The following is a 21031-nucleotide window of genomic DNA, read 5'->3' on the forward strand; positions in this document are numbered from 1 at the left end:
GACTTCCCGGGCGACGAAGTTCCGATCGTCAAGGGTTCGGCTCTGGCAGCTCTCGAAGATTCCTCGAAGGAACTCGGCGAAGACGCCATTCGCAACCTGATGGACGCAGTCGACAGCTACATTCCGACCCCGGAACGTCCGATCGACCAGCCGTTCCTGATGCCAATCGAAGACGTGTTCTCGATCTCGGGTCGCGGTACGGTTGTGACGGGTCGCGTTGAGCGCGGTATCGTCAAGGTTGGCGAAGAAGTTGAAATCGTCGGCATCAAGGCAACCGGCAAGACGACGGTTACCGGCGTTGAAATGTTCCGCAAGCTGCTCGATCAGGGCCAGGCTGGCGACAACATCGGCGCACTGGTTCGCGGCGTTGGCCGTGACGACGTTGAGCGCGGTCAGGTTCTCTGCAAGCCAGGTTCGGTTAAGCCGCACACCAAGTTCAAGGCAGAAGCATACATTCTGACCAAGGACGAAGGTGGCCGTCATACGCCGTTCTTCACCAACTACCGCCCGCAGTTCTACTTCCGTACGACTGACGTGACCGGTGTTGTGACCCTGCCGGAAGGCACGGAAATGGTTATGCCAGGCGACAACGTCACCGTTGACGTTACGCTGATCGTCCCGATCGCCATGGAAGAGAAGCTCCGCTTCGCTATCCGTGAAGGTGGCCGCACCGTCGGTGCAGGCATCGTCGCTTCGATCATCGAGTAATTAAGGTTTGTGCAGGAGCGTCTCTCCGGAGACGCTCCGCGTAACAAGGAACAGATGAAATGAACGGTCAAAACATCCGCATTCGCCTTAAGGCGTTTGATCATCGGATCCTTGACGCTTCGACGCGGGAAATCGTGTCGACTGCCAAGCGTACCGGTGCAAATGTGCGCGGACCGATCCCGCTTCCTACGCGGATCGAGAAGTTCACAGTTAACCGGTCGCCGCACATCGACAAGAAGAGCCGCGAGCAGTTCGAGATGCGCACGCACAAGCGTCTTCTCGATATCGTTGACCCGACCCCGCAGACTGTTGACGCGCTGATGAAGCTCGATCTGTCCGCAGGTGTCGATGTCGAGATCAAGCTTTAATCGGCTTGAGGACGGAAGGAACGAACCCGATGCGTTCAGGTGTTATTGCACAGAAGCTGGGCATGACCCGCGTCTATAACGACGCCGGCGAGCATGTGCCGGTGACGGTTCTCCGCATGGAGAATTGCCACGTGGTAGCTCAGCGTACAGTTGAAAAGAATGGTTACACGGCTGTTCAGCTTGGCGTTGGTATCGCCAAAGTAAAGAACACGTCTAAGGCTATGCGCGGTCATTTCGCGAAGGCCGAGGTCGAGCCCAAGGCGAAGCTTGCGGAATTCCGCGTTTCTCCGGACAACCTCCTCGAAGTCGGCGCGGAAATCACCGCCGAACACTTCGTCGCCGGCCAGAAGGTCGACGTGACGGGTACTTCGATCGGTAAAGGTTTTGCCGGTGTTATGAAGCGTCACAATTTTGCTGGTCATCGTGCCTCCCACGGTAACTCCATTACCCACCGCGCTCACGGCTCGACCGGTCAGCGTCAGGACCCGGGTAAGGTGTTCAAGGGCAAGAAGATGGCTGGTCATATGGGCCAGACCCGCGTGACCACGCAGAATATTGAAGTTGTCTCGACGGACACTGATCGTGGCCTCATTCTGGTCCGCGGCGCGGTTCCGGGCTCCAAGGGCGCCTGGATCATCGTCCGCGACGCAGTCAAGGTCTCGCTGCCAGAAAGCGCGCCGAGGCCGGCCGCTCTGCGTGCAGGTGCCGCCAAGGCTGAAGTCGCCGCGACTGAGGGAGCCGAATAATGGATCTCACGATTACAACTCTTGAAGGCAAGGATGCCGGCAAGGTCAAGCTGAACGAAGATATCTTCGGCCTCGACCCGCGTGACGACATTCTTCAGCGCGTCGTGCGCTGGCAGCTGGCTCGCCGCCAGCAGGGCTCCCATCAGGCTCAGGGCCGTGGCGACGTAAGCCGCACCGGCGCGAAGATGTACAAGCAGAAGGGTACGGGTCGCGCTCGTCACCATTCGGCTCGCGCTCCGCAGTTCCGCGGTGGTGGTCAGGCACACGGACCAGTTGTCCGTAGCCATGAACACGACCTGCCGAAGAAGGTTCGCGCTCTTGGCCTGCGTCATGCTCTTTCCGCCAAGGCGAAGGCGTCCGACCTGATCATCATCGATGATCTGGCGGCTTCCGAAGCCAAGACGAAGCAGCTTGTTTCTCAGTTCGCCAAGCTCGGTCTGGAAAATGCACTCCTCATCGGTGGTGCAGAGATCGACGTGAACTTCCAGCGTGCGGCTTCGAACATCCCGAACATCGACGTTCTGCCAGTGCAGGGCATCAATGTTTACGACATTCTTCGCCGTGGCAAGCTCGTGCTTTCCAAGGCGGCTGTCGAAGCCCTCGAGGAGCGTTTCAAATGACTGATCTTCGCCATTACGACGTGATCGTCAGCCCGGTTATCACCGAGAAGTCTACTCTGGTTTCTGAACACAACCAGGTCGTCTTCAACGTAGCCCGCAAGGCAACGAAGCCGGAAATCAAGGCTGCAGTCGAAGCGCTGTTCGGCGTCAAGGTTACCGCAGTCAACACTGCAGTGCGCAAGGGTAAGGTCAAGCGGTTCCGCGGCATTATCGGGCGCCAGAGCGACGTCAAGAAAGCGATCGTTACTTTGGCCGAAGGCCAGAGCATCGACGTTTCGACCGGTCTCTGAGAGGCCTTGGAGTAAGAGACAATGGCACTCAAGCATTTTAATCCGACCACGCCGAGCCAGCGTCAGCTGGTCATCGTGGATCGCTCGGAACTCTACAAGGGCAAGCCGGTCAAGTCCCTGACCGAAGGTCTGTCCAAGAAGGGTGGCCGTAACAACACTGGTCGTATCACTGTTCGCTTTCAGGGCGGTGGTCACAAGCGTTCGTACCGCTTCATCGACTTCAAGCGTCGCAAGCTTGACGTCGTCGGCACCGTCGAACGCCTGGAATACGATCCGAACCGCACCGCGTTCATCGCGCTGATCCGTTACGAAGACGGCGAACTCGCATACATCCTGGCTCCGCAGCGTCTTGCTGTTGGCGACAAGGTTGTTGCTGGTAACTCTGTTGACGTGAAGCCGGGCAATGCAATGGCGCTCGCTTCGATGCCTGTTGGCACGATCGTCCACAACGTCGAACTGAAGCCTGGTAAGGGCGGTCAGATCGCACGTTCGGCTGGCACCTACGCCCAGCTCGTCGGTCGCGACCAGGGCATGGCGATCCTGCGCCTCAACTCTGGTGAACAGCGTCTGGTTTCCGGCGCCTGCTTCGCTTCGGTTGGTGCAGTGTCGAACCCGGATCACGGCAATATCAACGACGGCAAGGCCGGTCGTTCGGTATGGCGTGGCAAGCGTCCGCACGTTCGCGGTGTTGCAATGAACCCGGTCGATCACCCGCATGGTGGTGGTGAAGGTCGTACCTCGGGTGGTCGTCACCCTGTCACTCCGTGGGGCAAGCCTACGAAGGGCAAGAAGACGCGCTCGAACAAGGCGACCGACAAGTTCATCATGCGTTCGCGCCATCAGCGCAAGAAGTAAGAGAGGTAGTCTAAAGTGGCTCGTTCAGTTTGGAAAGGTCCGTTTGTCGACGGCTATCTTCTCAACAAGGCTGAGAAGGTACGCGAAGGCGGTCGTAACGAAGTTATCAAGATGTGGAGCCGCCGCTCCACCATCCTGCCGCAGTTTGTCGGTCTGACTTTCGGCGTCTACAACGGCAACAAGCATGTGCCGGTGTCGATTTCGGAAGAAATGGTCGGACACAAGTTCGGTGAATTCGCGCCTACGCGTACCTACTACGGTCACGGCGCGGACAAGAAGGCAAAGAGGAAGTAACGATGGGCAAGGCCAAGGCTCCCCGCCAGCTTAAGGATAACGAGGCGAAAGCCGTCGCCCGTACGCTCCGCGTCAGCCCGCAGAAGCTTAACCTTGTCGCGAGCTTGATTCGCGGCAAGAAAGTGAATGCGGCACTTGCCGATCTGACGTTCTCGCGCAAGCGGATCGCCGATACGGTTAAGAAGACGCTTGAGTCGGCGATTGCAAACGCTGAAAACAATCACGACCTCGACGTCGATGCTCTGATCGTCGCCGAAGCCTATGTCGGTAAGTCGATCGTCATGAAGCGCTTCCATGTCCGCGGACGTGGTAAGGCAAGCCGTATCGAGAAGCCGTTTTCGCATCTCACCATTGTTGTCCGCGAAGTCGCGGAAAAAGGGGAGGCCGCATAATGGGTCAGAAGATTAATCCGATCGGTCTTCGTCTCGGCATCAACCGCACCTGGGATTCGCGTTGGTACGCAAATACCGGTGAATACGGCAAGCTGCTGCATGAAGATGTCAAGATCCGTGAGTTCCTCACTGAAGAACTCAAGCAGGCTGCGATTTCGAAGATCGTAATTGAGCGTCCGCACAAGAAGTGCCGCGTGACGATTCACTCGGCTCGTCCGGGCATCATCATCGGCAAGAAGGGTGCAGACATCGAAAAGCTCCGCAAGAAGCTTTCCGAGATGACCAATGCCGATACTTCGCTCAACATCGTTGAAGTTCGCAAGCCGGAAATCGATGCTACGCTGATCGCTCAGTCGATCGCTCAGCAGCTCGAACGCCGTGTGGCATTCCGTCGCGCCATGAAGCGTGCCGTTCAGTCGGCAATGCGTCTTGGAGCCGAAGGTATCCGTATCAACTGCTCGGGTCGTCTGGGTGGCGCGGAAATCGCTCGCATGGAATGGTACCGTGAAGGTCGCGTTCCGCTTCACACTCTGCGCGCCGATATTGACTACGGCACAGCAGAAGCGAAGACCGCTTATGGTATCTGCGGCGTGAAGGTCTGGGTCTTCAAGGGCGAGATCCTTGAACATGATCCGATGGCTTCCGAACGTCGTGCGGTCGAGGGTGACAATCAGGGTTCCTCGTCGAACCGCCGCCGCGAAAACGCTTAAAAAGCGGGCCGCGGGCGAGAAATTTGGAGTAGAGAACAATGATGCAGCCTAAGCGCACCAAGTTCCGCAAGCAGTTCAAGGGCCGTATCCACGGCAACTCGAAGGGCGGCACGGATCTGAATTTCGGTGCTTTCGGTCTGAAGGCTCTCGAGCCGGAACGCGTCACCGCACGTCAGATCGAAGCGGCTCGCCGCGCGATCACCCGTCACATGAAACGTGCCGGTCGCGTGTGGATCCGCATCTTCCCTGACCTGCCGGTTACTTCGAAGCCTACCGAAGTCCGTATGGGTAAAGGTAAGGGTTCGGTTGACTACTGGGCATGCCGTGTGGCACCAGGTCGCGTAATGTTTGAGCTTGACGGCGTACCCGAAGATGTGGCACGCGAAGCCCTCAGACTCGGCGCAGCAAAGTTGCCGATCAAGACGCGCTTTATCCAGCGCATTGCTGAATAAGGAGAGGCAACTATGAAAGCCGCAGACGTTCGGGCGAAAAGCACCGATCAGATGAACGACGAGTTGGCCGCACTGAAGAAAGAACAGTTTAATCTGCGCTTTCAGAAGGCTACTGGCCAGCTCGAAAAAACCGCGCGCGTGAAGCAGGTTCGCCGCGACATTGCGCGTATTAAGACCATCGCCCGCCAGAAGGCGGCCGAAAGCAAGGCATAAGGAACAAGTATAATGCCTAAACGCGTTCTGCAGGGCGTTGTCGTCAGCGACAAAAACGATAAGACTGTTGTGGTTAAGGTTGAGCGTCGCTATTCGCATCCGCTCCTCCAGAAGACCGTGCGTCAGTCGAAGAAGTACAAGGCGCATGACGAAAACAACCAGTTCAAGGTTGGTGATTCCGTTTCCATTCAGGAATCGGCTCCGATCTCGAAGGACAAACGCTGGGTCGTTCTGACGAACGAAGCAGCGGGCTAAATTACAAACACGCAGCTTAGGTAGGGCAGGAGCCCTTAACCAGCTGAAGGAAAAGAAGGCGGCCAGTCATGATTCAGATGCAAACAAACCTCGACGTGGCGGATAACTCCGGCGCACGTCGTGTCATGTGCATCAAGGTGCTGGGCGGCTCGAAGCGGCGTTATGCTTCCGTTGGCGACATCATTGTGGTGTCGATCAAGGAAGCTATTCCGCGCGGCCGCGTCAAGAAGGGTGACGTGATGAAGGCGGTTGTTGTACGCACCGCCAAGGACATCCGTCGTCCGGACGGCAGCGTAATTCGTTTTGATAACAACGCAGCTGTTCTCATCGATAACAAGAAAGAGCCTATCGGCACGCGTATCTTCGGACCGGTTCCGCGCGAACTTCGCGCAAAGAACCACATGAAGATCATCTCGCTGGCTCCGGAAGTTCTGTAAGGAAGCACAACGATGCAAAAGATTCGCAAAGGCGACAGCGTTGTCGTGCTGTCCGGTAAGGACAAGGGCCGTAAGGGCGAGGTCCTTAAGGTTATGCCTAAGGACGAGCAGGCGCTCGTACGCGGCATTAATATTGTGAAGCGTCATCAGCGCCAGACCCAGACCCAGGAAGCCGGCATTATCTCCAAGGAAGCGCCGATCCACCTGTCCAACCTGGCAATTGTTGATCCCAAGGATGGCAAGCCGACCCGCGTCGGTTTCCGCGTTGAGGACGGCAAGAAGGTTCGTGTCGCAAAACGTTCTGGAGCGCTGATCGATGGCTGAAGCTAAGGCACTTCCACGCTTCAAGAAGCTTTATCAGGATAATATCCGTAAGGCTCTGCTTGAAGAGTTCAAATACGACAACGAGATGCAGATTCCACGCATCACCAAGGTTGTCCTCAATATGGGCGTTGGCGAAGCCACCGGCGATTCGAAGAAGCCGTCGGTAGCCGCAGAAGACCTCAGCCAGATTGCTGGCCAGAAGGCCGTCATCACGCGCGCCCGTAACTCGATCGCAACCTTCAAGTTGCGTGAAGACATGCCGATCGGCACGAAGGTTACCCTTCGCCAGGACCGCATGTATGAATTCCTTGATCGTCTGGTTACGATTGCTCTTCCTCGCGTTCGCGACTTCCGCGGCCTGAACCCGAAGAGCTTTGACGGACGTGGCAACTTTGCCATGGGCATCAAGGAGCACATCGTGTTCCCCGAAATCAACTACGATAAAGTTGATCAGATCTGGGGCATGGACATCATCGTTTGCACGACCGCCAAGACGGATGATGAAGCGCGCTCTCTTCTGCGTGCATTCAACTTCCCGTTTCGGCAGTAACGGCAAGCGTAGCGAGGTATAGATAACATGGCCAAGACTAGCGCAGTCGAAAAAAACAAGCGCCGCGAAAAGTTGGTTAAGCGTCATGCTGAAAAGCGTGCACGCCTGAAGGCGATCGTAATGGATCAGGGCCTTCCGCTGGAGGAGCGCTTCCGCGCCACTATCCGGCTTGCCGAACTGCCGCGCAATTCATCGAAGGTTCGTATTCGCAATCGTTGCGAAGTATCGGGCCGTCCGCGTGGTTATTACCGTAAACTGAAGATGTCGCGTATTGCGCTCCGTCAGTTGGGTTCGCTCGGTCAGATCCCGGGCATCGTCAAGTCGAGCTGGTAAGGAGTAGCATATGTCTGTGTCAGATCCTCTCGGCGATATGCTGACCCGTATCCGCAACGCAGTAGGCCGCAAGAAGACCAAGGTTACGACCCCGGCTTCGAAGCTGCGCGCTCGCGTTCTCGATGTTCTTCAGTCTGAAGGTTACATCCGCGGTTACTCGCAGAGCGAATTCGTGAACGGCAAAGCCGAGATCGAAATCGAGCTGAAGTATTATGAAGGTGTTCCGGTTATCCGCGAGATTAGCCGCGTATCGAAGCCTGGTCGTCGCGTTTACGTGTCGGTCAAGTCGATCCCGCAGGTCGCGAACGGCCTCGGCATCTCGATCCTCTCCACGCCGAAGGGCGTTATGGCGGATCATGAAGCCCGTGAACAAAACGTTGGTGGTGAGCTGCTCTGCCGCATCTTCTGATGCGGTTGACAGCGAACAGATAAAAGACAGGTATAAAAATGTCTCGTATCGGTAAAAAACCCGTGCCGGTCCCGGCAGGCGTGACCGCCAGTGTTGATGGGCAGATCGTCAAGGCCAAGGGCGCGAAGGGGGAACTCTCCTTCGTCGTGCACGATGAAGTTCTGGTTAAGCTGGAAGACGGCGCTGTCAGCGTCGATCCGCGTGATCAGTCTAAGGAAGCTCGTTCGAAGTGGGGCATGTCCCGCACGATGATCTCCAACATTTTTGTTGGCGTGAAGGACGGCTTCGAAAAGAAGCTCGAAATCAGCGGCGTTGGTTACCGCGCTGCCATGCAGGGCAAGAACTTGCAGCTTTCGCTCGGCTTCAGCCACGAAGTGGTTTATGACGTGCCTGCTGGTATTACTGTTGCTGTACCGAAGCCGACGGAAATCGTCATCAACGGTATCGACAAGCAGCAGGTCGGTCAGGTCGCGGCTGAGATCCGCGAATATCGCGGCCCCGAGCCTTACAAGGGCAAGGGCGTCAAGTATGCGGGCGAGAAGATCGTTCGCAAAGAAGGCAAGAAGAAGTAAGGGAAGCGCGTCATGGCATCGCCAAAAGAAACTTTGCAGCGTCGCGCTGCTCGCGTGCGCCGTCAGCTCAAGTCTGTCGCCAACGGCCAGCCACGCCTCAGCGTGCACCGTTCTTCCAAGAACATCTACGCCCAGATCATCGACGACGTCCGCGGCGTTACGCTCGCGGCCGCTTCGACCCTCGATGGCGACCTCAAGGGCAAGCTCAAGACCGGTGCGGACCAGGCAGCAGCAGCTGCTGTTGGCAAGCTGGTTGCTGAGCGTGCCGCCAAGGCTGGCGTCAAGAACGTAGTGTTCGACCGTGGAGCTTTCATTTTCCACGGCCGCGTGAAGGCTCTCGCCGAAGCTGCCCGCGAAAGCGGCCTCAGCTTCTAATAGAAGTTTGTGCTTCCGGAAAAGAAAAAAGGAAATCAGGATATGGCACAGAGAGAACGTAACCGCGAAGACCGCGGTCGCGAGGAGCGCGACAGCGAGTTCGTTGACAAGCTCGTTCACATCAACCGCGTAGCCAAGGTCGTCAAGGGCGGCCGTCGCTTCGGTTTTGCTGCTCTCGTCGTCGTTGGCGATCAGAAGGGCCGCGTAGGCTTCGGTCATGGCAAGGCACGTGAAGTGCCGGAAGCTATCCGTAAGGCTACCGAAGCTGCCAAGCGCGACATGATCTTCGTTCCGCTGCGTTCGGGTCGTACTCTGCATCATGACGTCGAAGGCCGTCATGGCGCTGGCAAGGTTCTGCTCCGTGCAGCTCCTGCCGGTAAGGGTATCATCGCCGGTGGTCCGATGCGTGCAGTGTTCGAAACGCTCGGCGTTCAGGACGTTGTTGCCAAGTCGCTCGGTTCGTCGAACCCATACAACATGGTTCGCGCGACGTTTGATGCCCTCAAGCATCAGATGCATCCGAAGGATATCGCGGCACAGCGCGGCATCAAGTACTCGACCCTTCAGGCTCGCCGCCATGATGTGGTCGGTTCGGAAGAATAGCCGATAGTTTGTGTTAGTCCGGGGCCTGGCAGTTTCTGCAAGAAGTTGCATTCGATACTGAAACAGGCCACCGGATACGCCATAGACAAAGGATTTGAGTGATGGCTGAGAAGAAGGGTAAGACGGTTACGGTCGAACAGATCGGAAGCCCTATCCGTCGTCCAGCCGAGCAGCGTGCAACGCTGATCGGTCTCGGACTTAACAAAATGCACCGCCGCCGCACGCTGGAGGATACTCCTTCGGTTCGTGGCATGATCGCCAAGGTTCAGCATCTCGTCCGCATCGTGGACGAGGCCTGATAACGCAGGGGATAGAGACATGAAACTCAACGATCTGCGTGATAAGCCAGGTTCCGTCAAGGCTCGTAAGCGCGTTGGCCGTGGTATCGGCTCGGGCACCGGCAAAACCGCTGGCCGCGGCGTCAAGGGCCAGAAGTCCCGTTCGGGCGTCGCGATCAATGGCTTCGAAGGCGGCCAGATGCCAATCTACCGCCGTCTACCAAAGCGCGGCTTCACCAACATCTTCGCAAAGAGCTTCAACGTTGTGTCGCTCGGCCGTGTTCAGGCCGCTATCGACGCCGGCAAGCTGGATGCCAAGGCTGTTGTGAACCTCGAAGCGCTGAAGGCTGCTGGTGTGATTCGTCGCGCCAAGGACGGTGTTCGCATTCTTTCGGATGGCGAGCTGAAGGCTAAGGTAACCTTTGAGGTTGCTGGCGCTTCCAAGTCGGCAGTCGAGAAGATCGAAAAGGCTGGCGGCAGCATCAAGCTTCCGGAAGCCGCAGCTGCCGAATAAGGCTTCTGCAATAAAATTATAAGCGGCGGCCCAGAGCGATTCCGGAAAAATGCAACGCATTTTTCTATTTGGAATTGCGATAAAAACTGGGCCGCCGCTTGCACATTTATGCCAATGCGCATATCTGGGTTGGGTCTTCTTGTCCGTGAGGACGCGGGTTGAATAAACGCGTGTCGATGGGGGTAGGGGACCGGAGACTTTTCACCGGAGAAATTTAATGGCATCGGCTGCTGAACAGCTAGTTTCCAATCTCAATTTCTCGGCTTTTTCGAAAGCTGATGAACTCAAGAAGCGCATCTGGTTTACGCTGGGCGCTTTGCTCGTATATCGGTTCGGCACCTATATTCCGCTTCCAGGAATCAATCCTGACGCTCTTGCGCAGGCTTTCCAGCAGCATAGCCAGGGTGTGCTCGGACTTTTCAACATGTTCGCCGGTGGCGCCGTTGGTCGTATGGCCATTTTCGCGCTTGGCATCATGCCTTACATCTCTGCCTCCATCATCGTGCAGCTCATGACGTCGGTTGTTCCGTCGCTTGAAGCGCTGAAGAAGGAAGGCGAAGCGGGCCGCAAGATCATCAATCAGTATACGCGTTACGGTACAGTGCTTCTGGCGCTCGTGCAGGCCTATGCCATTTCGGTTGGCTTGCAGTCGGGTAACGGTATTGTGGTGAGCCCGGGACCGTTCTTCATTGTTTCATCGGTGATTACGCTCGTTGGCGGCACCATGTTCCTGATGTGGCTCGGCGAGCAGATCACGGCGCGCGGTATCGGTAACGGTATTTCGCTGATCATCTTCTCGGGTATCGTTGCAAACCTTCCGCATGCCATTTCCGGCACGCTGGAACTGGGCCGTACCGGTGCTCTGTCCACGGGTCTTATTCTGGGCGTCATCGTGCTCGCAATCGCCCTGATTGCGGTCATCGTGTTCGTCGAGCGTGCACAGCGTCGCCTGCTGATTCAGTATCCGAAGCGTCAGGTTGGCAACCGCATGTTCCAGGGCGATACTTCGCACCTGCCGCTGAAGCTGAATACAGCTGGCGTGATTCCGCCGATCTTCGCATCGTCGCTGCTGCTTCTGCCTGCGACTGTTGCGGGCTTCGCCAACACGACGGAGATGCCTGGTTGGGCAACCACGATTCTCAATGCGTTGGGCCATGGACAGCCTCTTTACATGCTGTTCTACGCTGGCTTGATGGCGTTCTTCTGCTTCTTCTATACGGCCATCGTGTTCAATCCCAAGGACACGGCTGACCAGCTCAAGAAGCATTCCGGCTTCATCCCGGGCATTCGCCCCGGTGAACGGACTGCCGAATATATAGACTATGTGTTGACCCGCATAACGGTTGTCGGCGCCATCTATATTATGCTTGTCTGTCTTCTGCCGGAATTCCTGATTTCCGCGACCGGCGTGCCATTCTATCTTGGTGGTACATCGCTGCTGATCGTTGTGAGCGTGACGCTCGATACGGTTGCGCAAGTTCAGGGACATCTTATCGCCCATCAGTATGAAGGGCTGATCAAGAAGTCCAAACTCAGAGGTGGGAAACGCAATAAATGAGACTGATACTTCTTGGGCCGCCCGGAGCAGGTAAGGGGACGCAGGCTGGACTTCTTACCAAGAAGCATGGAATTCCGCAGCTTTCGACTGGCGATATGCTGCGTTCGGCAGTCGCTCAACAGAGCGAAGTCGGAAAGCGCGCCAAAGCAGTCATGGACGCCGGTCAGCTGGTATCCGACGAGATCGTCAACCAGATCGTGTCGGAGCGCATTGATGCTCCGGATTGCGCGAACGGTTTCATTCTCGACGGCTACCCGCGTACCGTTCCGCAAGCTGAAGCTCTTGGCGGAATGCTCGCGAATAAAGGCCTGAAGCTTGATGCAGTCATCGAGCTGAAGGTTGACGAGAATGCCCTGGTCAAGCGGATGGAGAGCCGCGTGGCCGAAACGATCGCCAAGGGCGGTCAGGTGCGTTCGGATGACAATCCGGAAGCTTTCCGCAAGCGTCTTGTCGAATATCGCGAAAAGACCGCGCCGCTTTCGACCTACTATGCCGGGACTGGCGAATTGCGTGTCCTCAACGGTATGGCTCCGGTTGAAGAAGTTACCGCTGAGATCGAGAGAATTCTCGTTCCGGCATAAGGCTTTTCAAAGCCTTGGACTATCGCATCGGCACAGATACCGGGATCGGTTTTTGTAAAGCAGGATGCGCAGATACAAACACGGGCAGAGAAACGCTTTGCGATTCTCTGCCCGTTTATTGCTTCCAGAAGTCGCTTTGATTGTCTGTCGGGCCGGTTTGATGGCTTTACGGACAGTTAAGAGTTGACTTTTTCGGGCGATTCCGTCAAAGACTGCGCCACTTCATTTGGTTTTGAATGGCAGGTAGCGGCGGAAATCGAAAAGAGGCCGATACCGGTCATTTTATGCTGTCTGAGGGATTAGTCTTTCAGGCGGAAGTGATTAACATTAAGGAGAACAGACGTGGCACGTATCGCTGGCGTCAACATCCCGACGAACAAGCGCGTTGTTATTGCGCTTCAGTACATCCACGGGATTGGACCGAAATTTGCTCGGGAAATCGTAACGAAGGTTGGCATTGCCGACGATCGTCGCGTTAACCAGCTGACGGATGCTGAAGTCCTTCAGATCCGTGAAGCAATCGATGCTGACTACCAGGTCGAAGGTGACCTGCGTCGTGAAGTTTCGATGAACATCAAGCGCCTGATGGACCTGGGTTGCTACCGCGGCCTGCGTCATCGTCGTTCGCTGCCGGTTCGCGGCCAGCGCACGCACACCAACGCACGCACCCGTAAGGGTCCGGCGAAGGCTATCGCAGGCAAGAAGAAGTAATTTCGACGGAACGTTTTCGTTCCGTCGGGCCTTTCCGGTGCGCCGGTTGGGTTTGATACTGGTCCTTTCTAGAGGACCGGTGTAGCCGCTGGAATTACGGCGGTGTAGAGATCGATTGAAAGGACTATCATGGCCAAGGAAGCCACCCGCGTTCGCCGTCGCGAGCGTAAAAACATCTCGTCGGGCGTTGCCCACGTAAATTCGACGTTCAACAACACCATGATCACCATCACGGACGCACAGGGCAATGCTATTGCCTGGTCTTCCGCAGGTGCACAGGGTTTCAAGGGTTCGCGTAAGTCGACCCCGTTCGCCGCACAGATCGCTGCCGAAGATTGCGCCAAGAAGGCTCAGGAACACGGCATGCGCTCCCTCGAAGTCGAGGTTTGCGGACCGGGTTCTGGCCGTGAATCCGCGCTGCGCGCCCTTCAGGCTGCTGGCTTTGTGATCACGTCGATCCGCGATGTTACGCCGATCCCGCACAACGGTTGCCGTCCGCGCAAGAAGCGCCGGGTCTAATCCTCGTTCACATGCTGCAAGAGCCTCGGATTTCATCCGGGGCTCCTCTGCGGTTTCTTCACTTGATCGCTACGATAGGATGGTAGCGACGATTGATAGAGGGATACTCACATGATCCAGAAGAACTGGCAGGAACTGATCAAGCCGAACAAGGTGGAATTCTTCACCCACGGCTCCCGCACGCATGCAACCGTCGTTGCTGAACCGCTGGAACGCGGCTTCGGTCTGACGCTCGGTAATGCTCTGCGTCGCGTGCTTCTGTCGTCGCTGCGCGGCGCTGCCGTGACCGCCGTACAGATCGACGGCGTTCTGCATGAATTCTCTTCTATTCCGGGCGTCCGCGAAGACGTTACGGATATCGTTCTGAACGTCAAGGAAATCGCCATCCGTATGGAAGGCGAGGGCCCGAAGCGCATGGTCGTCCGCAAGGAAGGCCCAGGCGCCGTTACGGCTGGCGACATTCAGACTGTCGGCGATGTCGAAATCCTTAACCCGGATCACGTCATCTGCACGCTGGATGAAGGCGCTGAAATCCGCATGGAATTCACCGTCAACACCGGCAAGGGCTATGTGCCTGCCGACCGCAACCGTGCGGAAGACGCTCCGATCGGGCTTATCCCGGTCGACAGCCTGTATTCCCCGGTTCGCAAGGTGTCGTACAAGATTGAGAACACCCGTGAAGGTCAGGTTCTCGATTATGACAAGCTGACGCTGAACATCGAGACCAACGGTTCGGTTACGGGCGAAGACGCGGTGGCTTACGCTGCTCGTATTCTCCAGGACCAGCTGGCGATCTTCGTCAACTTCGAAGAGCCACAGAAGGAAGCCCCGCAGGAACAGGTTGCGGAACTGGCTTTCAACCCGGCTCTGCTCAAGAAGGTGGACGAACTCGAACTGTCTGTCCGTTCGGCAAACTGCCTGAAGAACGACAACATCGTCTACATCGGCGATCTGATCCAGAAGACGGAAGCCGAGATGCTGCGGACTCCGAATTTCGGCCGCAAGTCGCTCAACGAGATCAAGGAAGTTCTCGCGTCGATGGGTCTCCATCTTGGTATGGAAATCCCGTCCTGGCCGCCGGAAAATATCGAAGATCTCGCAAAGCGTTACGAAGACCAATACTAAGCATTTCCAGCGAAAGTGCGAAGCGGTTTCGCGTCGGAAAATGCGTAAAACGAAGATAAGACCGGCATATCCCGGTACGTTACGAATTAAAGGAGAAGGCCATGCGCCACGGTAATGGACAGCGTAAGCTGAACCGCACTGCCTCGCATCGCAAGGCAATGTTCGCCAACATGGCGGCTTCGCTCATCGAGCATGAACAGATTGTGACCACGCTTCCTAAGGCTAAGGAAATCCGTCCGATCGTAGAAAAGCTTGTCACGCTCGGCAAGCGCGGCGACCTGCATGCACGCCGTCAGGCTATCTCGGCTATCCGCGACGTTAAGGTCGTGGCTAAGCTGTTCGATACGCTGGCTACGCGCTATGCAACCCGCAACGGCGGCTACATCCGCATCATGAAGGCTGGCTTCCGCGCTGGCGACAACGCGCCTCTGGCTGTTGTTGAATTCGTGGAACGCGATGTCGATGCAAAGGGCAAGGCTGACCGCGCTCGCGTAGAAGCTGAAGCTGCTGCTGAAGCCGACGCAGCGTAATCAAAGCATTTCCAGCAAAAGCGCGAAGCGTCTTTGCGTCGGATAATGCACGATTATGAGTAGAGATTGAAAAGGGCCGCCTCGTGCGGCCCTTTTTGTTTGCGTTATTGCTGACATATGAGCCCACACATTGAATTGAGGGAAAATTACACCAGCTTTTCATCCGTGGTCACAATGTGGCCCTTTATCCTTGGCCTCAGTTGATTACATATGGACAACGAGTCTCGTATGCTTCCGCCGGAAGTCTTGCGGGCAGGCTGGGAAAGCGCGGAGTTTGTGCATGAATTGGCGACGTTTCGGGATTACGGGCATCATTCTGGCATCGATTGGCATGGCAAGCCTGCCAGCTTCAGCGCAGGATGCACCTGCGGCTCCAGCAAAGCAGATACCACTCAGTCGCGGAGATATGCAGCTTTCCTTCGCGCCATTGGTGAAGGAAACCACGCCCGCCGTCGTTAATGTCTATGCTGCGCGACAGGTGCAGGCACAGGCACGATCGCCATTTGCAGGTGATCCGTTCTTCGAACAGTTTTTCGGCAAACAGTTTGGCGATAGCAAACCCCGTATCCAGCAGTCGCTCGGTTCCGGTGTTATCGTCGATTCATCGGGCATTGTCGTGACCAACAATCACGTCATCAAGGATGCGGATGAAATCAAGGTCGCTCTTTCCGATGGTCGCGAATTCGAAAGCAAGCTGCTGCTGCGTGACGAGACCACCGATCTTGCCGTCTTGAAGATCGATTCCAAGGAAAAGTTTCCAGTCCTGTCGCTTGGCAATTCCGACGAGGTGGAAGTGGGCGATCTGGTGCTTGCTGTCGGCAACCCGTTCGGTGTCGGCCAGACGGTGACGAGCGGCATTGTCTCGGCGCAATCGCGCACGCAGGTTGGAATTTCCGATTTCGACTTCTTCATCCAGACCGACGCAGCCATCAATCCGGGTAATTCCGGCGGTGCTTTGGTGGACATGCGCGGGCGACTGATTGGTATTAATACGGCGATCTATTCACGCTCCGGAGGCTCTGTCGGCATTGGCTTCGCCATTCCGTCCAATATGGTGCGCGCGGTTATCGATGCGGCGCAGCGGGGCAGTTCCAGTTTTGAACGTCCTTATATCGGCGCGACTTTCCAGGGTGTCACGGCTGACCTGGCCGAAGGCCTCGGTATGGAAAAGCCCTATGGCGCTTTGATTACCGCCGTTGCCAAGGGTGGACCGGCGGAAGCCGCAGGTCTGAAGGTCGGCGATGTTGTCCTCTCGGTGCAGGGCGCTCGCGTGGATAATCAGGATGTGCTTGGCTACCGTCTTTCAACCGCAGGGATCGACAGCACGATCTCTGTTGCAATCCTGCGCGGCGGCGAAAATGTCACGGTGCCAGTCAAGCTGACCAAAGCGCCTGAGGTGAAGCAGACAGCGCCACTCGTTATCGAGGGCGATAATCCTTTCGCCGGCGCTGCGGTGCAGGAACTGACGCCCTCCACAGCGACCAAACTGCGTCTGAAGAGCGATGTAAATGGTGTAGCCGTGATGGATGTCTATTCGGGCTCGCCCGCTGCAAGGCTGGGACTGCGCCCGGGCGATATCATTCGCAATCTGAACGGCAATGTGATCCGCAGCGTGACCGATCTTTCTTCGGTCCTCAATGCGGGCCGTGGTCTGGCATGGCGGATGGAAATCGAACGCAACGGTACGCTTCTGCGCCAGTTCGTTCGATAAACCCGTCACGAAAAGTTGCATGCCGCTTCAGGTAAGATTATGCCTGAAGCGGCATTTTATTTATCGACCGAGTTATCGAATGAGCGATCTTTTTTCATCGGCCTCAGACCCGAATGCGGACCGTAACCGTCCGCTGGCGGACCGCCTGCGCCCCCGGCACTTGTCGGAGGTGACCGGTCAGGAACATCTGACCGGGCCGGAAGGCGTGCTGACGCGTATGATCGAATCCGGTTCGCTCGGTTCGATGATTTTCTGGGGCCCGCCCGGAACCGGTAAAACGACGGTCGCGCGCCTGCTGGCGGGCGAGACCGATCTGGCCTTCGAGCAGATTTCCGCAATCTTCTCCGGCGTGGCCGACCTCAAGAAAGTCTTCGAGACCGCTCGTGCAAGGCGCATGTCAGGGCGTCAGACCTTGCTTTTCGTGGACGAGATCCATCGTTTCAACCGCGCGCAGCAGGATTCGTTCCTGCCAGTGATGGAAGACGGCACGGTCATCCTGATTGGCGCGACCACTGAAAACCCGTCATTTGAACTCAACGCTGCTCTTCTTTCACGCGCGCGTGTACTGACCTTTCATCCGCATGATGCAGAGAGCATCGCTACGCTGTTGATCCGGGCTGAGGAACAGGAAGATCGCTCGCTGCCATTGGATGAGGAGGCGAGAGCCAGCCTGATTCGTATGGCCGATGGCGATGGTCGTGCTGCATTGACGCTGGCTGAAGAAGTCTGGCGTGCGGCGCGCCCGGAAGAGGTCTTTACCGCCGAGAAACTTCAGGACGTGGTGCAGCGTCGTGCGCCGGTTTACGACAAGAGCCAGGACGGACACTACAATCTGATCTCGGCGCTGCATAAATCGGTGCGCGGTTCGGATCCAGACGCGGCGCTCTATTATCTGTCGCGTATGTTCGATGCGGGGGAAGATCCGCTTTATCTCGGACGTCGTCTTGTGCGCATGGCGGTTGAAGATATCGGCCTCGCCGATCCGCAGGCGCTTGTCATCTGCAACGCCGCCAAGGACGCCTATGATTATCTGGGATCGCCGGAAGGTGAGCTGGCGCTGGCGCAAGCTTGCGTTTATCTGGCAACAGCACCCAAGTCGAATGCCGTTTACATGGCTTATAAGGCCTCTATGCGCGCCGCCAAGGAACATGGTTCTCTGGTGCCGCCAAAGCATATTCTCAACGCTCCCACAAAGCTGATGAAAAATGAGGGTTATGGCGACGGTTACGCCTATGATCACGATCAGCCGGATGCTTTTTCGGGACAGGATTATTTCCCGGAAAGCTTGGGACGGCAGAAGTTCTACGATCCTCCGGAACGCGGTTTTGAACGCGATATCCGCAAGCGGCTCGACTATTGGGCACGGTTGCGTCAGGAGCGTCAGGGCAGGAACCGGTAAGAACCTGCCCGCTTGTCGCTCAATGCATCAGTGCGGGGTAGGTGAAGAATAGCGCATGGGTCAGATTCAGCAGAAAATGCACCGCGATCGACGAGATCAACCGGCCTGACTTGTAATAGGCCATGCCGTAAAAAATCCCGGCAACGGTTGCCAGAACGACATAACTCACGCCGCCCTGATAGTGCAGAAGCCCGAACAGGATCGCACTGATTGTGATCGCAAAGGCCGGGTGCCAGCCCCGATAGTACGAATAAGCGAGCAGGCGTCCCTGTATCATCCCGCGAAACAGCACTTCTTCCGCAAATGCGACGAAGACGAGATTGTTGACGGCCCAGATACCGAAATGGGGCATGATCTTCGGATCGAACTTGATATAGCCGATGGCCAGTGCGACGGGGATCAGGGTGATAAGACAACCACCCCACATCAGTCCTATGATCTTCAAAGTTTCGGTTGTTCCAGCGCGTTTTATCGGCGCGTCAAACTCAGTCCCCGAGGTGAAAAATCGCCCGCTGAGTGCAAGGATGATTGCAGCTGCCGTCTTGTCCAGATTCAAGTACATGGACAATGGCACGCCGCCAGTGGACACGACCGCTGTGTCGATGATTTTCGTGTTGTGAAAGCCCCACACAACATGAAGGAAGAATGTGACGCACACAGCGACCACGAGCAGGTCCGTTGTTGGTTCAGTCCAGGGAAAGCGGCGATACATGCTTTCGCGGAGAATGTTGAACCGCCAATGTGTTAGGATGGAGAACACCGCCAGCGACAACAGGCCCACCGGAGAGATGGACTCTCCGAGCAATGCCGCGATGAACACGGCGATCAGGAGAGCGAGGGCAACAATGTCATGTCTTGTTACGACGGCGATGACAGATGCAGCTAGAAATATATAGGTAAATCCATAGGGAATAAAATATTGCATATAGCCCATAATTCACTCTCCAAATATTCATTAAAACAATAATCGAATGGATAATTTCTAGAAATTCCAAAATTTATATAAAATATTACTAGCTTGATTTTATGTTTATTAAGTCAGCCATCAATTCATTTATTTGATAATATTATTTATTGCTGAGAAAATATTGCCCCATTCAATGACATTGAACTTCCGAAACGGACGCTCCGCGCGTTGTGCTGTGCATTCAGGTTAATGGGAAGTTTACTTTTACATTTTATCAATCTTTGTAATTTGATGAGGTTCCCCATGATGCGCGTTTTGTGTCTCGTAGCGCTCGTGATCCTTGGAGGCTGCGCGACCGCCCCACGGCAGGTCAGCAATGTATGCGCAGTCTTCGATCAGCGTGACGGTTGGTTCAATAATTGGCAGACTGCCGCGACGCGTGTATCGCGTGAGTTCGGCGTGCCGGTTCCGGTTTTGATGGCGACGATCTATGCAGAATCGGGCTTTCAGCCCTATGCGAGACCGCCTCGCACCAAGATTCTCTGGATCATTCCGTGGAAGCGCGCATCCAGCGCTTATGGCTATTCACAGGCGCTGAGCGGCACCTGGGATCGTTATAAACGTGAGACCGGACGCTGGACCGCTTCACGCACCAACTTTGCCGACGCTATCCATTTCATCGGCTGGTATCATTATCAAAGCTATCAGAAGAACGGCATCAACCGCGCCGACACCTATAGCCTCTATCTGGCCTATTACAGCGGTCATGGCGGTTACGCACGTGGAGCGTGGCGCGGCAATTCAACGGCGCTCAATGGCGCGAAGCGGGCACAGGCGATGGCCAATCGTTACGCGGCGCAGTTGCGTTCTTGCGGCGGTATTGGCTAAAAGGTGAGGATTGGGGTTTCAAATACGAGATTTGGAACACCATCCGGCCTTAATCGCAATTATCATGCGCGCGGAATCGCAAATTGAGGATGACCTTTGCATGTTGAAAAGAATCGGTATCGCCCTGATTGGAGCCACTTTGCTGGCGGGCTGCACCACTGACCCATATACGGGCGAACAGAAGATGTCGAACACGGCAGGCGGCGCGGCAATCGGTGCTGCTGTCGGTGCTTTGGGCGGCCTTATGGTTGGCGGTTCCAGCCGCGCACAGCGCAATGCCGTGCTGATCGGCGCGGGTATTGGCGCACTCGGCGGCGGCGCCATCGGCAACTACATGGATCGTCAGGAAAGCGAACTGCGTGCGCAGCTGCAGGGCACCGGCGTTTCCGTGACGCGTAATGGCGATCAGATCATCCTGAACATGCCGTCCAGCATCACCTTCGATACCGATCAGGATCAGGTGAAGAGCCAGTTCTACCCGACGCTGAACTCGGTGGCCATCGTGCTGCGCAAGTTCAACCAGACCCTTGTTGACGTTCTGGGGCACACCGACTCGACGGGCAGCGCCAGCCACAATCAGGACCTGTCGCAGCGTCGTGCCGGATCGGTGGCAAGCTATCTCGGTTCACAGGGCATCGATCCGCGTCGCTTTGCGATCATCGGTTATGGCGCAAGCCAGCCAGTGGCCACCAACGCCACGCCTGAAGGCCGCGCACAGAACCGGCGCGTCGAAATTCAGATTTCGCCGCTGCGGGGCGCAAGCTAACGTTTCAATAGACAGAATCGGGCTGCCAAGGCCCGCCA

General features: G+C 56.3%; 33 protein-coding genes. 32 read left to right on the forward strand and 1 reads right to left on the reverse strand.

Going from position 1 to position 21031, the window contains the following annotated elements; all coding sequences use genetic code 11:
• From FHW03_RS17475 to FHW03_RS17620, 30 genes are all read left to right on the forward strand, one after another.
• On the forward strand, window positions 1–708 hold a 708-nt coding region (locus FHW03_RS17475), incomplete at its 5' end, for an EF-Tu/IF-2/RF-3 family GTPase (protein WP_377515104.1).
• 59 nt (window positions 709–767) lie between these two features.
• Window positions 768–1076, forward strand: a complete 309-nt coding sequence (rpsJ, locus tag FHW03_RS17480) for a 30S ribosomal protein S10 (RefSeq protein ID WP_002964363.1) — start codon at window positions 768–770, stop codon at window positions 1074–1076.
• Window positions 1077–1105: 29 nt separating this feature from the next.
• Window positions 1106–1822: a 50S ribosomal protein L3 gene (gene rplC / locus FHW03_RS17485; protein ID WP_182521790.1), complete on the forward strand. Its 717-nt coding sequence runs from the start codon at window positions 1106–1108 to the stop codon at window positions 1820–1822.
• Window positions 1822–2442: a 50S ribosomal protein L4 gene (rplD, locus tag FHW03_RS17490; protein WP_078340772.1), complete on the forward strand. Its 621-nt coding sequence runs from the start codon at window positions 1822–1824 to the stop codon at window positions 2440–2442. The genes rplC and rplD overlap by 1 nt, the downstream gene beginning before the upstream one ends.
• Entirely contained in the window at window positions 2439–2732 is a 294-nt protein-coding gene (locus tag FHW03_RS17495) for a 50S ribosomal protein L23 (RefSeq protein WP_078340773.1), read from the forward strand. Before rplD ends, FHW03_RS17495 begins: the two co-directional genes overlap by 4 nt.
• Before the next feature lie 21 nt (window positions 2733–2753).
• Window positions 2754–3587: a 50S ribosomal protein L2 gene (rplB, locus tag FHW03_RS17500; protein WP_182521791.1), complete on the forward strand. Its 834-nt coding sequence runs from the start codon at window positions 2754–2756 to the stop codon at window positions 3585–3587.
• A gap of 15 nt (window positions 3588–3602) precedes the next feature.
• On the forward strand, window positions 3603–3881 hold the full coding sequence (gene rpsS / locus FHW03_RS17505) for a 30S ribosomal protein S19 (RefSeq protein WP_109369226.1): 279 nt from the start codon (window positions 3603–3605) through the stop codon (window positions 3879–3881).
• A gap of 2 nt (window positions 3882–3883) precedes the next feature.
• Complete coding sequence (gene rplV, locus FHW03_RS17510; RefSeq protein ID WP_182521792.1) at window positions 3884–4273, forward strand: 50S ribosomal protein L22; 390 nt, start codon at window positions 3884–3886, stop codon at window positions 4271–4273.
• Window positions 4273–4983 (forward strand): 30S ribosomal protein S3, encoded by a 711-nt coding sequence (gene rpsC, locus FHW03_RS17515; RefSeq protein WP_006467024.1) that lies wholly within the window; start codon window positions 4273–4275, stop codon window positions 4981–4983. Before rplV ends, rpsC begins: the two co-directional genes overlap by 1 nt.
• 38 nt (window positions 4984–5021) lie before the next feature.
• A complete protein-coding gene (gene rplP / locus FHW03_RS17520) occupies window positions 5022–5435 on the forward strand; it encodes a 50S ribosomal protein L16 (protein ID WP_002964355.1) in 414 nt (137 codons plus the stop codon).
• Window positions 5436–5447: 12 nt separating this feature from the next.
• Complete coding sequence (gene rpmC / locus FHW03_RS17525) at window positions 5448–5648, forward strand: 50S ribosomal protein L29 (RefSeq protein WP_078340776.1); 201 nt, start codon at window positions 5448–5450, stop codon at window positions 5646–5648.
• A 12-nt stretch (window positions 5649–5660) separates the two neighbouring features.
• A complete protein-coding gene (gene rpsQ, locus FHW03_RS17530; RefSeq protein ID WP_109369223.1) occupies window positions 5661–5903 on the forward strand; it encodes a 30S ribosomal protein S17 in 243 nt (80 codons plus the stop codon).
• A 68-nt stretch (window positions 5904–5971) separates the two neighbouring features.
• On the forward strand, window positions 5972–6340 hold the full coding sequence (gene rplN / locus FHW03_RS17535) for a 50S ribosomal protein L14 (RefSeq protein WP_004683923.1): 369 nt from the start codon (window positions 5972–5974) through the stop codon (window positions 6338–6340).
• A gap of 12 nt (window positions 6341–6352) precedes the next feature.
• Window positions 6353–6664, forward strand: a complete 312-nt coding sequence (gene rplX / locus FHW03_RS17540) for a 50S ribosomal protein L24 (RefSeq protein ID WP_078340778.1) — start codon at window positions 6353–6355, stop codon at window positions 6662–6664.
• Window positions 6657–7214, forward strand: coding sequence for a 50S ribosomal protein L5 (gene rplE, locus FHW03_RS17545; protein WP_078340779.1), 558 nt, complete (start codon window positions 6657–6659; stop codon window positions 7212–7214). The genes rplX and rplE overlap by 8 nt, the downstream gene beginning before the upstream one ends.
• 27 nt (window positions 7215–7241) lie before the next feature.
• A complete protein-coding gene (rpsN, locus tag FHW03_RS17550) occupies window positions 7242–7547 on the forward strand; it encodes a 30S ribosomal protein S14 (protein ID WP_078340780.1) in 306 nt (101 codons plus the stop codon).
• Window positions 7548–7557: 10 nt separating this feature from the next.
• Window positions 7558–7956 (forward strand): 30S ribosomal protein S8, encoded by a 399-nt coding sequence (rpsH, locus tag FHW03_RS17555; protein ID WP_078340781.1) that lies wholly within the window; start codon window positions 7558–7560, stop codon window positions 7954–7956.
• A gap of 38 nt (window positions 7957–7994) precedes the next feature.
• Window positions 7995–8528 (forward strand): 50S ribosomal protein L6, encoded by a 534-nt coding sequence (rplF, locus tag FHW03_RS17560; RefSeq protein WP_078340782.1) that lies wholly within the window; start codon window positions 7995–7997, stop codon window positions 8526–8528.
• 12 nt (window positions 8529–8540) lie between these two features.
• Window positions 8541–8903, forward strand: a complete 363-nt coding sequence (gene rplR / locus FHW03_RS17565) for a 50S ribosomal protein L18 (protein ID WP_182521793.1) — start codon at window positions 8541–8543, stop codon at window positions 8901–8903.
• Window positions 8904–8945: 42 nt separating this feature from the next.
• The gene (gene rpsE, locus FHW03_RS17570; RefSeq protein WP_006467009.1) at window positions 8946–9506 is read left to right on the forward strand and encodes a 30S ribosomal protein S5; all 561 of its coding nucleotides are present in this window, start codon (window positions 8946–8948) and stop codon (window positions 9504–9506) included.
• Window positions 9507–9607: 101 nt separating this feature from the next.
• Entirely contained in the window at window positions 9608–9805 is a 198-nt protein-coding gene (gene rpmD / locus FHW03_RS17575; protein WP_078340784.1) for a 50S ribosomal protein L30, read from the forward strand.
• 19 nt (window positions 9806–9824) lie between these two features.
• Window positions 9825–10298: a 50S ribosomal protein L15 gene (rplO, locus tag FHW03_RS17580; protein ID WP_078340785.1), complete on the forward strand. Its 474-nt coding sequence runs from the start codon at window positions 9825–9827 to the stop codon at window positions 10296–10298.
• Window positions 10299–10515: 217 nt separating this feature from the next.
• Window positions 10516–11856 carry a preprotein translocase subunit SecY gene (gene secY / locus FHW03_RS17585; RefSeq protein WP_182521794.1) on the forward strand — a complete coding sequence of 447 codons (1341 nt, stop codon included), beginning with the start codon at window positions 10516–10518 and terminating at the stop codon, window positions 11854–11856.
• Window positions 11853–12437, forward strand: coding sequence for an adenylate kinase (locus FHW03_RS17590; RefSeq protein ID WP_078340787.1), 585 nt, complete (start codon window positions 11853–11855; stop codon window positions 12435–12437). The genes secY and FHW03_RS17590 overlap by 4 nt, the downstream gene beginning before the upstream one ends.
• Before the next feature lie 342 nt (window positions 12438–12779).
• On the forward strand, window positions 12780–13148 hold the full coding sequence (gene rpsM, locus FHW03_RS17595; protein ID WP_078340788.1) for a 30S ribosomal protein S13: 369 nt from the start codon (window positions 12780–12782) through the stop codon (window positions 13146–13148).
• A 129-nt stretch (window positions 13149–13277) separates the two neighbouring features.
• Window positions 13278–13667, forward strand: a complete 390-nt coding sequence (gene rpsK, locus FHW03_RS17600) for a 30S ribosomal protein S11 (RefSeq protein ID WP_002964339.1) — start codon at window positions 13278–13280, stop codon at window positions 13665–13667.
• 111 nt (window positions 13668–13778) lie between these two features.
• Window positions 13779–14792: a DNA-directed RNA polymerase subunit alpha gene (locus tag FHW03_RS17605; protein ID WP_078340789.1), complete on the forward strand. Its 1014-nt coding sequence runs from the start codon at window positions 13779–13781 to the stop codon at window positions 14790–14792.
• A 101-nt stretch (window positions 14793–14893) separates the two neighbouring features.
• Complete coding sequence (gene rplQ / locus FHW03_RS17610) at window positions 14894–15322, forward strand: 50S ribosomal protein L17 (RefSeq protein WP_078340790.1); 429 nt, start codon at window positions 14894–14896, stop codon at window positions 15320–15322.
• A gap of 280 nt (window positions 15323–15602) precedes the next feature.
• Window positions 15603–17033, forward strand: a complete 1431-nt coding sequence (locus FHW03_RS17615) for a DegQ family serine endoprotease (protein WP_182521795.1) — start codon at window positions 15603–15605, stop codon at window positions 17031–17033.
• 79 nt (window positions 17034–17112) lie between these two features.
• Window positions 17113–18432: a replication-associated recombination protein A gene (locus FHW03_RS17620; protein WP_182521796.1), complete on the forward strand. Its 1320-nt coding sequence runs from the start codon at window positions 17113–17115 to the stop codon at window positions 18430–18432.
• Between the two features lie 19 nt (window positions 18433–18451).
• On the opposite strand, the gene FHW03_RS17625 is transcribed toward FHW03_RS17620, so the two are convergent.
• Entirely contained in the window at window positions 18452–19366 is a 915-nt protein-coding gene (locus FHW03_RS17625; RefSeq protein ID WP_182521797.1) for a CPBP family intramembrane glutamic endopeptidase, read from the reverse strand.
• A 276-nt stretch (window positions 19367–19642) separates the two neighbouring features.
• On the opposite strand from FHW03_RS17625, the gene FHW03_RS17630 reads away from it, so the two are divergent.
• Together FHW03_RS17630 and FHW03_RS17635 are read left to right on the forward strand one after the other, a co-directional pair.
• A complete protein-coding gene (locus FHW03_RS17630) occupies window positions 19643–20227 on the forward strand; it encodes a transglycosylase SLT domain-containing protein (RefSeq protein WP_182521798.1) in 585 nt (194 codons plus the stop codon).
• 100 nt (window positions 20228–20327) lie between these two features.
• The gene (locus FHW03_RS17635) at window positions 20328–20993 is read left to right on the forward strand and encodes an OmpA family protein (protein ID WP_138786846.1); all 666 of its coding nucleotides are present in this window, start codon (window positions 20328–20330) and stop codon (window positions 20991–20993) included.
• Window positions 20994–21031 lie beyond the last annotated feature (38 nt).

This window comes from Ochrobactrum sp. RH2CCR150, assembly GCA_014138095.1.
In the GTDB taxonomy this organism is placed as follows: domain Bacteria; phylum Pseudomonadota; class Alphaproteobacteria; order Rhizobiales; family Rhizobiaceae; genus Brucella; species Brucella gambitense.

Excerpts from the sequence above, each read along its gene's own strand:
- rplV (WP_182521792.1), top strand. The coding sequence starts at position 3,884 with ATGGGCAAGGCCAAGGCTCCCCGCCAGCTTAAGGATAACGAGGCGAAA.
- FHW03_RS17630 (WP_182521798.1), top strand. The coding sequence starts at position 19,643 with ATGATGCGCGTTTTGTGTCTCGTAGCGCTCGTGATCCTTGGAGGCTGC.
- rplQ (WP_078340790.1), top strand. The coding sequence starts at position 14,894 with ATGCGCCACGGTAATGGACAGCGTAAGCTGAACCGCACTGCCTCGCAT.
- rplC (WP_182521790.1), top strand. The coding sequence starts at position 1,106 with ATGCGTTCAGGTGTTATTGCACAGAAGCTGGGCATGACCCGCGTCTAT.
- FHW03_RS17590 (WP_078340787.1), top strand. The coding sequence starts at position 11,853 with ATGAGACTGATACTTCTTGGGCCGCCCGGAGCAGGTAAGGGGACGCAG.
- rpsH (WP_078340781.1), top strand. The coding sequence starts at position 7,558 with ATGTCTGTGTCAGATCCTCTCGGCGATATGCTGACCCGTATCCGCAAC.
- rplX (WP_078340778.1), top strand. The coding sequence starts at position 6,353 with ATGCAAAAGATTCGCAAAGGCGACAGCGTTGTCGTGCTGTCCGGTAAG.
- secY (WP_182521794.1), top strand. The coding sequence starts at position 10,516 with ATGGCATCGGCTGCTGAACAGCTAGTTTCCAATCTCAATTTCTCGGCT.
- FHW03_RS17620 (WP_182521796.1), top strand. The coding sequence starts at position 17,113 with ATGAGCGATCTTTTTTCATCGGCCTCAGACCCGAATGCGGACCGTAAC.
- FHW03_RS17605 (WP_078340789.1), top strand. The coding sequence starts at position 13,779 with ATGATCCAGAAGAACTGGCAGGAACTGATCAAGCCGAACAAGGTGGAA.
- rpsE (WP_006467009.1), top strand. The coding sequence starts at position 8,946 with ATGGCACAGAGAGAACGTAACCGCGAAGACCGCGGTCGCGAGGAGCGC.
- rplP (WP_002964355.1), top strand. The coding sequence starts at position 5,022 with ATGATGCAGCCTAAGCGCACCAAGTTCCGCAAGCAGTTCAAGGGCCGT.
- rpmC (WP_078340776.1), top strand. The coding sequence starts at position 5,448 with ATGAAAGCCGCAGACGTTCGGGCGAAAAGCACCGATCAGATGAACGAC.
- rplR (WP_182521793.1), top strand. The coding sequence starts at position 8,541 with ATGGCATCGCCAAAAGAAACTTTGCAGCGTCGCGCTGCTCGCGTGCGC.
- FHW03_RS17635 (WP_138786846.1), top strand. The coding sequence starts at position 20,328 with ATGTTGAAAAGAATCGGTATCGCCCTGATTGGAGCCACTTTGCTGGCG.
- rplE (WP_078340779.1), top strand. The coding sequence starts at position 6,657 with ATGGCTGAAGCTAAGGCACTTCCACGCTTCAAGAAGCTTTATCAGGAT.
- rpsN (WP_078340780.1), top strand. The coding sequence starts at position 7,242 with ATGGCCAAGACTAGCGCAGTCGAAAAAAACAAGCGCCGCGAAAAGTTG.
- rpsK (WP_002964339.1), top strand. The coding sequence starts at position 13,278 with ATGGCCAAGGAAGCCACCCGCGTTCGCCGTCGCGAGCGTAAAAACATC.
- rplO (WP_078340785.1), top strand. The coding sequence starts at position 9,825 with ATGAAACTCAACGATCTGCGTGATAAGCCAGGTTCCGTCAAGGCTCGT.
- rpsQ (WP_109369223.1), top strand. The coding sequence starts at position 5,661 with ATGCCTAAACGCGTTCTGCAGGGCGTTGTCGTCAGCGACAAAAACGAT.
- FHW03_RS17615 (WP_182521795.1), top strand. The coding sequence starts at position 15,603 with ATGAATTGGCGACGTTTCGGGATTACGGGCATCATTCTGGCATCGATT.
- rpsJ (WP_002964363.1), top strand. The coding sequence starts at position 768 with ATGAACGGTCAAAACATCCGCATTCGCCTTAAGGCGTTTGATCATCGG.
- rplB (WP_182521791.1), top strand. The coding sequence starts at position 2,754 with ATGGCACTCAAGCATTTTAATCCGACCACGCCGAGCCAGCGTCAGCTG.
- rplN (WP_004683923.1), top strand. The coding sequence starts at position 5,972 with ATGATTCAGATGCAAACAAACCTCGACGTGGCGGATAACTCCGGCGCA.
- rplF (WP_078340782.1), top strand. The coding sequence starts at position 7,995 with ATGTCTCGTATCGGTAAAAAACCCGTGCCGGTCCCGGCAGGCGTGACC.
- rplD (WP_078340772.1), top strand. The coding sequence starts at position 1,822 with ATGGATCTCACGATTACAACTCTTGAAGGCAAGGATGCCGGCAAGGTC.
- rpmD (WP_078340784.1), top strand. The coding sequence starts at position 9,608 with ATGGCTGAGAAGAAGGGTAAGACGGTTACGGTCGAACAGATCGGAAGC.
- FHW03_RS17625 (WP_182521797.1), bottom strand. The coding sequence starts at position 19,366 with ATGGGCTATATGCAATATTTTATTCCCTATGGATTTACCTATATATTT.
- rpsC (WP_006467024.1), top strand. The coding sequence starts at position 4,273 with ATGGGTCAGAAGATTAATCCGATCGGTCTTCGTCTCGGCATCAACCGC.
- FHW03_RS17495 (WP_078340773.1), top strand. The coding sequence starts at position 2,439 with ATGACTGATCTTCGCCATTACGACGTGATCGTCAGCCCGGTTATCACC.